The organism is Nevskiales bacterium (assembly GCA_035574475.1).
Taxonomy (GTDB): Bacteria; Pseudomonadota; Gammaproteobacteria; order Nevskiales; family DATLYR01; genus DATLYR01.
In genome coordinates, this window is the sequence record DATLYR010000066.1 from 1 (window position 1) to 9,826 (window position 9,826).

Consider the following 9,826-nt stretch of genomic DNA (forward strand, 5'->3'; position numbering starts at 1 on the left):
GTGGATGAAGCTGGAGGCCTCGGCATAGCCCAGGCGCTCGGCCACTTCCTCCACCGACAGGCGCGTACCGGCGAGCATTTCCTCGGCCAGCGCCGCGCGCACCTCGTCCACCAGCGCGCGGTAGGACGTGCCTTCCTCGTCCAGCCGGCGGCGCAGCGTGCGCGAGGTCATGTGCAGCTCGGCGGCGATCGTTTCCATGTCCGCCATCATTCCCGGCTGGCGCAGCAGCCGGTCGCGCACGCGGCCGGCGATACCGCTGCGCGCGCGGCGTCGCGCCAGGAGTTGCTGGCACTGCTGCTCGCACAGCTGCGCGGTCAGCGGGTTGGCTTGCGGCAGCGGGCGGTCGAGCCGCGCGGCGTCCAGCACCGCGACGTTGCGCGGAGCGCCGAAGCGCGGCTGCACGCCGAACAGCGCGGTGAACTGCGCCGCATAGGGGGGCGCCGGGAAACGGCATTCCAGCCGGCGCAGCGGCATCGGCGCGGAGAACAGCTCGCGCTGGATGGTCTGCATCGCAGCCAGATCGCGCTCGACCAGGAACTGGCGCAGCGCTTCGGGAATGTCGCCGTCGTCGAGTATCAGCCGCGCCTCGTCCCGATCCGTTTCCATATGGATATGGCAATAGGAGAAGGCCAGGTCGAAGTAGCGCAGGCCCAGGCTGAAGGCCGCGCGCAGCGTCGGGCTGCTGATCAGCGCGAAGCCCCAGATGCCGTAGGTAGTCAGGTGATAGAGCTGGCCCAGTTCCAGCGCCTGGCCGGGCTGCAGGCGCGGCGCCACGTTGTGCAGCAGGCGCAGTTCCTGCCGCGCCTCGATCTCGCCCTGGGGATCGGCGAGGCTTTCGGGCGCGATGCCGGTGCCGGCCAGGCAGTCGCGCAGCGGGATACCCTGGCGCGCGGCGAACTGCGTCAGCAGCACTGCGCTGCTGACGCTGCGGCGCAGCTGCCAGTCCGGCTTGAGGCGGGCCTGCTTCATTGTGTCCGAAAATATCAATAAACTGTCCGGGCGCGCCATCCACCGGCGACGAGACCCGCACTAGCATGAGCACCGGAACAGAACACCCGGGGAGCCCGGCGGCATGAACTTGGCGGCAGCCCGCACACCCAGCATCGCCATCATCGGCAGCGGCTTCGGCGGCCTCGGCATGGGCTATTACCTGAAGCGGGCCGGCATCGAGTCCTTCACGATATTCGAGAAGGCCGACGACGTCGGCGGCGTGTGGCGCGAGAACACCTACCCCGGTGCGGCCTGCGACGTGCCCTCGCACCTGTACTCGTTCTCCTTCGAGCCGCATTACCCCTGGAGCTGCCGCTACGGCCACCAGCCGGAGATCCTCGCCTACCAGCGGCATGTGGCGCGCAAGCATGACCTGCTGCGCCACATCCGTTTCGGCCGCGAGGTGACGGGCGCGGATTTCGACGCCGCGCGCGGGCTGTGGGTCATCCGCTTCGCGAACGGCGGCACGCACGAAGCCCAGGTGCTGGTCACCGCCGTGGGCCAGCTGCACCGCCCACAGATCCCGGACATCCCGGGGCGCGAGCGTTTCCTCGGCCGCGCCTTCCATTCCGCGCGCTGGGACCACAGCTACGACTTCAACGGCAAGACCGTAGCGGTGATCGGCACCGGCGCGTCGGCAGTGCAGTTCGTGCCGGAGATCGCCAAGCAGGTACGGCAACTGCACGTCTTCCAGCGCTCGCCCGGCTGGTGCATCCCGAAATTCGACAAGCCCTTCGCCGGCTGGCAGCGCAAGCTGCTGGACTGGCTGCCATTCATCCACGACCTCGACCGCTGGCGCATCTTCTGGCTGATCGAGTTCCTGGCCTCGGCCATGATCGACAGCCGCATCTTCAAGCGCCTGGCTGAGTTCTACCTCAAGACCGCCGCCAGGATCCTGCTGTGGTGGCAGGTGAAGGATCCCGAACTGCGCAGGAAACTCACGCCGGATTTCCCGGTCGGCTGCAAACGCACGCTGCTGTCCAACGACTGGCTGCCGGCGCTGGCGCGGCCGAATGTCGAGGTCGTCACCGAGCGCATCCGCGAGATCACACCGACCGGTGTCGTCACCGCCGACGGTCGCGAACGCAAGGTGGACGCCATCGTCTGGGGCACGGGCTTTGCCGCCACCGAGTTCCTGGCGCCGATGGAGTTGCACGGCCTGAACGGGCAGTCGCTGCGCGAGCGCTGGCGGAAGGGCGCCGAGGCCTATCTCGGCGTGGCGGTGTCGGGTTTCCCCAACCTGTTCATCCTGTACGGACCCAATACCAACTGCGGCGCCTGCTCGATCATCTACATGCTGGAGCGGCAGGCGCGCTACATCGTGAAGTGCGTGCAGGCGCTACAGACACAGGGCCTGCACTATCTGGACGTGCGGCCGGAAGCACAGGCGGCCTTCAACGACGAGCTGCACCGCCGCAACAAACGCACGGCTTATGAATCGGGCTGCCACAGCTGGTACATCAATGCGGAAGGCCGCAACACCAACAACTGGGTCGGCCACACCAGCGAGTACGGGCGCCTCCTGCGGCGGCTGAAGCTGGACGACTACCGGCAGGTGCCGGCCGGCGCGGCGACCTGAGCATGCAGACCCTGCTGCGCGCGCTGCTGTTCTGGAGCATCCGCCTGCTGCTCAAGCCGGTGTTCTCCGGCTGGATGCCGATCGGCATCCAGCGCTTCTGGACCCGCGTCATGACCGCCAGCAGCCTGCCGCCGCGCGGCACGCGCATCGAACGGCTTGACCTGGGCGGGGTGGCGGCCGAGTGCCTGAGTGTGCCGCAGTCCGGCGCGCGCACGCTGCTGTACCTGCACGGCGGCGGCTATTGCGTCGGCTCGCCGCGCACCCACCGCGGCCTGGCCGCGCATCTCGCACGCGCCTGCGGCGCCACCGCCTATGTGCCCGACTACCGGCTGGCGCCGGAGCACCCCCACCCGGCGGCGCTGGAGGATGCGCTGGCCTGTTATCGCGCACTGCTGGCGCAGGGCGTGAATCCCGCGCAGCTCGTCCTCGGCGGCGATTCGGCCGGCGGCGGGCTGGCGCTGGCCACGGCGGTCGCGATCCGCGACGCGCAGCTGCCCCTACCGGCGGCGCTGGTGTTGATCTCGCCCTGGACCGACCTGACGCTGTCCGGCGACAGCGCGCGTACTCACACGCGCCGCGACCCGATGCTCAGTTCTGCGATCGGCGCGCTCTGGTCACGGCTGTACCTCGGCAAGTACCCGCCCGACCATCCGGCCTGCTCGCCGCTGTTCGCCAGCCTCACCGGGCTGCCGCCGATGCTGATCCAGGTCGGCAGCGAAGAAATCCTGCTGTCGGACTCGCTGCGGCTGGCGCAGCGTGCGCAGGCCGCAGGCGTGACGGTGCGGCTATCCCGGTACGCAGGCATGTGGCACGACTTCCAGGCCCATGCCGGTTTGCTGCATGAGTCGGATCGTGCGATGACCGAGGTCGGCGACTTCGTAAAAAATACTATCGCCGCCGCCTGATCCCATGCGCTAGGCTCTGCGGAAATTTCCGGAGCCACCCTCATGTCCGAGCACGTCCGCAGCAAAGTCATCCTGATTACCGGCGCCTCCAGCGGCATCGGCGAGGCTGCGGCCAAGCGCCTGGCCGAGATGGGTGCGCAGGTCTGCCTGGTCGCACGCCGCCAGGACGAGCTGCAGCGGGTCAAGGCGCAGATCGAGGCCGACGGCGGCCGCGCCGCCATCTATCCCGCCGACCTGTCCAGCGAGGCCGGCGTGGATGCCTGCCTGGATGCCGTGCTGGCCGAGCATCCGCGCATCGACATCCTCATCAACAATGCCGGCCGCTCGATCCGGCGTACGGTCAAGGAATCGCTCGACCGCTACCACGACTACCAGCGCACCATGCAGCTCAATTACTTCGCGCCGGTGCGCATGATACTGCGCCTGCTGCCGCAGATGTTCGAGCGGCGCAGCGGCCACATCATCAACGTGTCGAGCATGGCGGCGCTGATCCCGACGCCGTATTACTCGGCCTATTCCGGCAGCAAGTCGGCGCTGGACGGCTTCTCGCGCTCGCTGCGCGCCGAGCTGGTGGACAAGGGGATCGCCATCACGGTGATCAACTTCCCGCTGGTCAAGACGCCGATGACGGCACCGACCAAGGTCTATCGCTACCTGCGGCAGATGGACGTGAACGACGCCGCGGACTGGATCGTGAAGGCGATCGAGAAGCGCCCCGCGCGCCTGACCAGCCGGCTGGGCGAGGCCTGGGGCACGGCGACCATGGTCATGCCGGGCCCGACCATGGACTGGACCGGCCGGCTGTTCCGCTACATGGGCAAGCGGCTGCAGAAACGGGTGGAAGCCGAGAACAGCGGAGGCTAGCCCCCCTCAGCGCCGGATGATACCCAGCGACGGCGTGACCGCCCCGACGGTGCCACGCCGGGTGGGTTCGATCATCACCTGGTAGTAGCGCGGTTCGTCCAGGCGCGCGCAATGGATCACCGGCACCTTGTTGGCGAACTCGCGGCACTCGAAGCGATGCGCCTCCAGGATCCTCAGCGCGTCGTCGATGCGGTGGCCGGGCTCAATGATGGCCTGGACCTTGTCCTGGAAGCCGCGTTCGGTGGCCGGCAGCGTTTCAAGGTCGCCGGCGGCAGCGGCTGGCGCTGCCATCAAGAAAAGCACCGGTAACAGGCCCCGGCGGCTGCGCATCATCGTCCTCAGGCCGTCTTCGCCCGCGCCTGCCGGTGCAAGAGCTTGTCCAGCTCCTGCAGCGCCTCGCCGGTGTACACCGCCAGGCGCTGCATGTGCGGCAACGTATCGCGGCAGCCGGTGAAGCCGAAGTTGAGCGTGCCGGCATAGGACAGGCAGGTGATGTTGAGCGCGCCGCCGTGCGCGATCAGCGACACCGGGTACATGGCCTCGAGCCTGGCGCCGTTATAGTACAGCGGCTGGTTCGGGCCCGGCACGTTCGAGATGGTGACGTTGAACACCGGGCGCATGCGGCCGCCCAGGCCGGTGAGCAGCTGCAGGATGTAGGGCGCCATCACCAGCATGGTGTACTGGGTCAGCGCGCTACGCGGCAGCGACTGCAGATGCTCCTTGGCGCTGGCGGTCGAGGCCTTGATCGTTTCCAGCCGCTTGAGCGGGTCGGCCACGTCGGTGGCGAGATTGGCCATGATGAAGCTGATGGCATTGCCCGTGCTCTGGTCGTCCGCCGGGCGCACGTTCACCGGGATACCGGCGGTGAGCGGCTTGTCCGGCAGCTGGTTGGCCTCTTTCAGGAAGCGGCGCATGGCGGTGGCGCAGAGGTACAGCACGATGTCGTTGAGGCTGCAGTCGGCGGACTTGGCCAGCGACTTGATCTGCGCGAGGTCGTACTGCTGGGTGGCGAACCGGCGCTGGCCGTGCACGCGCTGGTTCAGGACCGAATGCGGCGCGACGAAGGGTGCCGTCAGCGGATCCTCGTCCGAGCGCGCCGCCTTGACCAGGCGCTTGAGCGCGCCGATCAGCGCGGCGGTGGAATCTCCCTGCTTGCGCAGCCCGCTCTTGATGGCATCGAAGGGGCTTTGCGCGGTCTCGGCCGCCTCGCCTTCGCGGTTACGTTCGCGCGTGGGGGCCCCGATCGACCAGGGGGCCGGCAGATTGCGCGCCTCCGGGTCGGTGGAGAACATGCGCTGCATCATGCGCACGCCGCTGACGCCGTCGATCAGCGAGTGATGCATCTTGGTGTAGAGCGCGACGCGGCCGCCCTCCAGCCCCTCGATGATGTGGCACTCCCAGAGCGGCCGGTTGAAATCCAGCTGATGGCTGTGCAGGCGCGAGATCAGCACACCCAGCTCGCGCTCGCCGCCGGGCCGCGGCAGCGCCGAGTGGCGGAAGTGGTAGTCCATGTCGATGTCGTGGTCCTCGATCCACATCGGCAGAACGCGGCCGAGCGCACCGCCACGCAGCTTGAGGTTCCACGGCGGCACGAAGTCGCGCGAGGCACGCGCGCGCTCGACCAGCTTCTGGATGAAGTCGTCGGGCGCATCCTTGGGCAGGGAGAAGATGGCGAGGTTGCCGACGTGCATCGGCGTTTCGCGCGACTCGACCATCAGCCAGGATGCGTCCAGCGGATTCAGGCGCTTCACGGTAAACCCCCTCGTTGTCGGATGACCGGCCGTCTTGCGGCGGCCGTGAAGCGTCATCCTACCCCCGCGACGCGGGGGAGGGAAAACCGAAGGGGGCTGTGCGGCCCGGGATCAGGGCTGAGCGGGAGACCCGATCTGGGCCTGGGCAGTCAACTGGGGCTGGGCGGCTGGGGTGCCGGCGCTGTCGCCGGGCCCGACCGGCGCCGGGACATACAGTCCGAGCGCCAGGCACAGGCCGATGCCCACCAGGCCGACCTTGCCCAGGCTGGGCCGCAGGAACTGCGGCAGGCGCAGGGGGAGAAGCGTGCTCATAATTCGAACCTCTCGTTCAGATGAAATCCCATGTCAATCAATGACATGTGAAGATCTTTCACTAGGGGCACGGGCAGTCTAGCCTGATTTGTGCGACGCAGCAATTGGCCCTGGCGCCCACTCGCCCGGCCCAGCCCCGGCTCGCCGGGGTGTAGCGGCAGCGGAATTGGGGTAGCGTTGGCAGGCCCATCAGCCAGGAATCGCCATGAGTACGACCCAGCCCAGCAGTACCCCCTTGCCTGCCAGCGCACCGGCCTGGGCGGTGACGATGCGCCGCTTCACGAACTGGCTGGTGGAGGACTTCGGCGGCGGGCCGCGGCCGTGGAAGTTCGCCTGGGTGATCAATTTCCAGAAGGCCGGGACGTTCTTCTTCCTCGGCTCGCTCATCTGGTACTACGGCAACTACACGCTCAATGCCTGGATCTACCTCGCCCTGCACGGCAGCTACGGGCTGGTGTGGATCCTCAAGGATGTGGCCTTCCCCGACCCCAACTGGCAGAAGCGGATCACGATCGGCGGCGGCATCAACGCCTTCCTCGGCGTGCTGGGCTGGTACTGGGTGTTCGGCTGGCTGCTGATCTCCGGCACCGTACAGCCCGACTATCCCCTGCCCGACTATGCCTGGTTCGCGCTGTGCATCAGTCTGTGTATCCTCGGCTGCGTGATCATGATCGCGGCCGATGCGCAGAAATACTTCACGCTGCGCCTGAAGCGCGGGCTCATCACCGACGGCATGCACCGCTACGTGCGCCACCCCAACTACCTCGGCGAGATGATGATCTACGGCAGCTTCGCGCTGATGGTCTGGCACTGGATTCCCGTCATCGTGCTGGCCTGGGTGTGGCTGGGCCTGTTTGCGGTCAACATGACGATGAAGGAAGCCAGCATGTCGCGCTACCCGGAATGGGCAGCGTACAAGAAACGCAGCTGGTGGCTGGTGCCGGGCGTTCTATGACGCGCTGCGGGCGCGGCGCACGCGCCACGCGGTGGTGAGCTCGTCCCAGAGATAGCGCAGCATCGCGCTGGCGATGCCCAGTTTCAGGTCGGCCGGCTTGCCGTCGGCGAGTCGGAACAGCTGGATGTAGTACCAGCCCTGCGCGCCGAGCACGTTGACCAGCTTGATCAGGAAGATCGGGCTCGCACCCGACAGCCATCTCGACGAGCCGAGCCTGAGGCGTTTTTCGTGCTGCGGCGCGGCCTCGATTTCGCCTGCCAGCATCCGTCGCGGGAAATCCGGCTCGGTGCAGAACGGCCGGCCGAGGCCGATCAGGTCGCAACGCCCGTCCCGCAGCGCCTGTTCCATGAAGGCGCGCGTGCGGAAACCGCCGGTCACCATCAGCGGCATCTTCGCGACCTTGCGGATGGCATCCGCATAATCCAGGAAGTAGGCTTCGCGCTGGCGGGTGGACTCCCGGATCGGTTCACTCACTGTTGCAGCCTTGCCTTCGAAACCCAGCAGGCGCGGCTGCTCGTAGGTGCCGCCGGAAATCTCCAGCAGATCGAGATTTTCACGGTTGAGCATCTCGACGACCTGCAGGCACTCGGCATGCGAGAAGCCGCCCTTGCGGAAGTCGTCGGAATTGAGCTTGACCGACAGCGGGAAGTCCGTGCCCACGCTTTGCCGGACCGCGCGCACGGTCTCCAGCAGCATGCGAGCGCGATTCTCGAGCGAGCCGCCCCAGGCATCCGTCCGTTGATTCGTCACCGGCGACAGGAAGGCGCTCAGCAGGTAGCCGTGTGCGGCGTGGATCTGCACGCCGGTAAAGCCGCAGTCCCGCGCGATCGCGGCGGCGCGCGCGAACCGCCGGATGAAATCCAGGATCTCCGCCTCGGTGACCGCGCGCGGGCGCGCGTAGTTGCCGGCCAGCTCGAGTTGCACCGCAGAGGGCCCGAGCGGCCGGTTCGTCACGTAGCGCGGTGACTGTCGGCCGGCATGCGAGAGCTGCATCCATAAATGATTGCCGCCCACGGTTCCAGCCTGTGCCCAGCGACGCAGGCGTTCGCGCGCATCCGGGCTGTCGCCGCCCGCGGTCACGTCCACCGCGACGTTGCCCGGGCGCTCGAGCACGTTGCGGTCGATCATGACGTTGCCGGTCAGCAACAATCCCGCACCACCCTCGCTCCATTGCCGGTACAGCCGCTGGTGCCGCTCGCTGGCGCGCAGTCGGGCATCCGCGACCCCCTCGGTCATGGCCGCCTTGCAGATGCGGTTCCTGAGTCTGGCACCGCAGGGGAGCGTGAAGGGTGTATCCAGCATGATGCAAGCATCCGGAAGGAAGATCGGAAGATTATCTCCTATCGTCATTCCTGGTGATCGCGCCGCCTGCCACCGTGAAGGTGGAGACTGGCATGCGCGGCCGGAAGGTTCAGCGTTTGGCGGCCTTCGTGCGTGTACCGCTCGATGGCACCGGCTTGTCCGGCAAGGCGCCGCTTTCGATCAGCGCGCAGGTTTCCTCCAGCCAGTCGATAGTGCCCTGCAGGTAGCGGATGCCGCGACGCAGGGTCAGGTAGGGCAGCCGGTAGCGCCGGCGGCCGGTCTCGTGCTGGCTGAAATAGCTCTGCTCGAGCGCGCGGTACTCCTCCAGCTTGCGCCGGTAATGGTCCAGATGTTGCCCGAGCTCGGCCGCCAGCGCGGCGGGATCCGCCGCGTGGCCGCCGAACACCTTCACCAGCAGCGAGTCCCGCAGGCGCGGCGGCCGCACCGGCGTCCGCAGCCAGTCCTTGAGCGCGCGCTGCCCGGCGCGGGTGATGCGGTACACCTTGCGGTCCGGGCGCTCGGCCTGCGTCTCGACTTCGAACTCGACCAGTTTCTCCCGGTGCAGCCGCTTGAGCTCCTGGTAGACCTGCTGGTGCGTCGCGCTCCAGAAGTTCCCAATGCCCGACCGGAAGCGCTGCACGAGGTCGTAGCCGCTGCCGGGCTCACGGTCGAGCAGAACCAGAATGGAATGCCTGAGAGACATGGAACCCCCACCCCTCCCTCCCCCGCCCGCCCGCCCGCCCGCGGGGGAGGGTCAGCGAGGGGACAATATGCAAACTATTGCATAGTATGCCGGGCTGGTGTATTACTATGCAATAGATTGCATATTGGGGCCCGCATGAAACGCATCGGACGCCGCTATCGCACCGGCCGAGCGGACGGCCACTACGACGTCATCGTCATCGGCTCGGGGATCGGCGGGCTGACGAGCGCAGCGCTGCTGTCGAAACTGGGCCGCAAGGTCGGCGTGCTGGAACAGCACTACACCGCCGGCGGCTTCACTCACTCCTACGAGCGCAACGGCTACGAATGGGACGTCGGCGTGCACTACATTGGCGAGATGCAGCGGCAGAACTCGCCGCTGCGGCGCATCTTCGACCTGATCACCGACGGCCAGCTGCAGTGGGCGCCGATGGACCCCTGCTATGACCGCATCATCATCGGCGGG

11 protein-coding genes are annotated in these 9,826 nt (G+C 67.5%); 5 read left to right on the top strand and 6 right to left on the bottom strand.

Features of this window, described 5'->3' with window-relative positions; genetic code table 11:
• On the bottom strand, positions 1 to 969 hold a 969-nt coding region (locus VNJ47_03745; GenBank protein ID HXG27945.1), incomplete at its 3' end, for an AraC family transcriptional regulator.
• Between the two features lie 103 nt (positions 970 to 1,072).
• Between VNJ47_03745 and VNJ47_03750 the strand changes: the two genes are divergently transcribed.
• From VNJ47_03750 to VNJ47_03760, 3 genes are read left to right on the top strand one after another with little or no spacing between them, the layout of a single operon-like run.
• On the top strand, positions 1,073 to 2,569 hold the full coding sequence (locus tag VNJ47_03750; GenBank protein ID HXG27946.1) for an NAD(P)/FAD-dependent oxidoreductase: 1,497 nt from the start codon (positions 1,073 to 1,075) through the stop codon (positions 2,567 to 2,569).
• Positions 2,570 to 2,571: 2 nt separating this feature from the next.
• Positions 2,572 to 3,474, top strand: a complete 903-nt coding sequence (locus tag VNJ47_03755; protein HXG27947.1) for an alpha/beta hydrolase — start codon at positions 2,572 to 2,574, stop codon at positions 3,472 to 3,474.
• A 42-nt stretch (positions 3,475 to 3,516) separates the two neighbouring features.
• A complete protein-coding gene (locus VNJ47_03760; GenBank protein ID HXG27948.1) occupies positions 3,517 to 4,338 on the top strand; it encodes an SDR family NAD(P)-dependent oxidoreductase in 822 nt (273 codons plus the stop codon).
• 6 nt (positions 4,339 to 4,344) lie between these two features.
• On the opposite strand, the gene VNJ47_03765 is transcribed toward VNJ47_03760, so the two are convergent.
• From VNJ47_03765 to VNJ47_03775, 3 genes are all read right to left on the bottom strand, one after another.
• Complete coding sequence (locus VNJ47_03765) at positions 4,345 to 4,629, bottom strand: hypothetical protein (GenBank protein ID HXG27949.1); 285 nt, start codon at positions 4,627 to 4,629, stop codon at positions 4,345 to 4,347.
• A gap of 47 nt (positions 4,630 to 4,676) precedes the next feature.
• Entirely contained in the window at positions 4,677 to 6,089 is a 1,413-nt protein-coding gene (locus tag VNJ47_03770) for a wax ester/triacylglycerol synthase family O-acyltransferase (protein ID HXG27950.1), read from the bottom strand.
• Positions 6,090 to 6,200: 111 nt separating this feature from the next.
• A complete protein-coding gene (locus VNJ47_03775; protein ID HXG27951.1) occupies positions 6,201 to 6,401 on the bottom strand; it encodes a hypothetical protein in 201 nt (66 codons plus the stop codon).
• A 205-nt stretch (positions 6,402 to 6,606) separates the two neighbouring features.
• Here VNJ47_03775 and VNJ47_03780 point away from each other — a divergent pair, with 205 nt between their 5' ends.
• The gene (locus VNJ47_03780; protein HXG27952.1) at positions 6,607 to 7,356 is read left to right on the top strand and encodes a DUF1295 domain-containing protein; all 750 of its coding nucleotides are present in this window, start codon (positions 6,607 to 6,609) and stop codon (positions 7,354 to 7,356) included.
• Here VNJ47_03780 and VNJ47_03785 read toward each other — a convergent pair.
• Positions 7,351 to 8,658: an NADH:flavin oxidoreductase/NADH oxidase family protein gene (locus VNJ47_03785; protein HXG27953.1), complete on the bottom strand. Its 1,308-nt coding sequence runs from the start codon at positions 8,656 to 8,658 to the stop codon at positions 7,351 to 7,353. The genes VNJ47_03780 and VNJ47_03785 overlap by 6 nt on opposite strands.
• Before the next feature lie 109 nt (positions 8,659 to 8,767).
• The gene (locus tag VNJ47_03790; GenBank protein HXG27954.1) at positions 8,768 to 9,361 is read right to left on the bottom strand and encodes a PadR family transcriptional regulator; all 594 of its coding nucleotides are present in this window, start codon (positions 9,359 to 9,361) and stop codon (positions 8,768 to 8,770) included.
• 135 nt (positions 9,362 to 9,496) lie between these two features.
• Between VNJ47_03790 and VNJ47_03795 the strand changes: the two genes are divergently transcribed.
• On the top strand, positions 9,497 to 9,826 hold a 330-nt coding region (locus VNJ47_03795), incomplete at its 3' end, for an FAD-dependent oxidoreductase (protein HXG27955.1).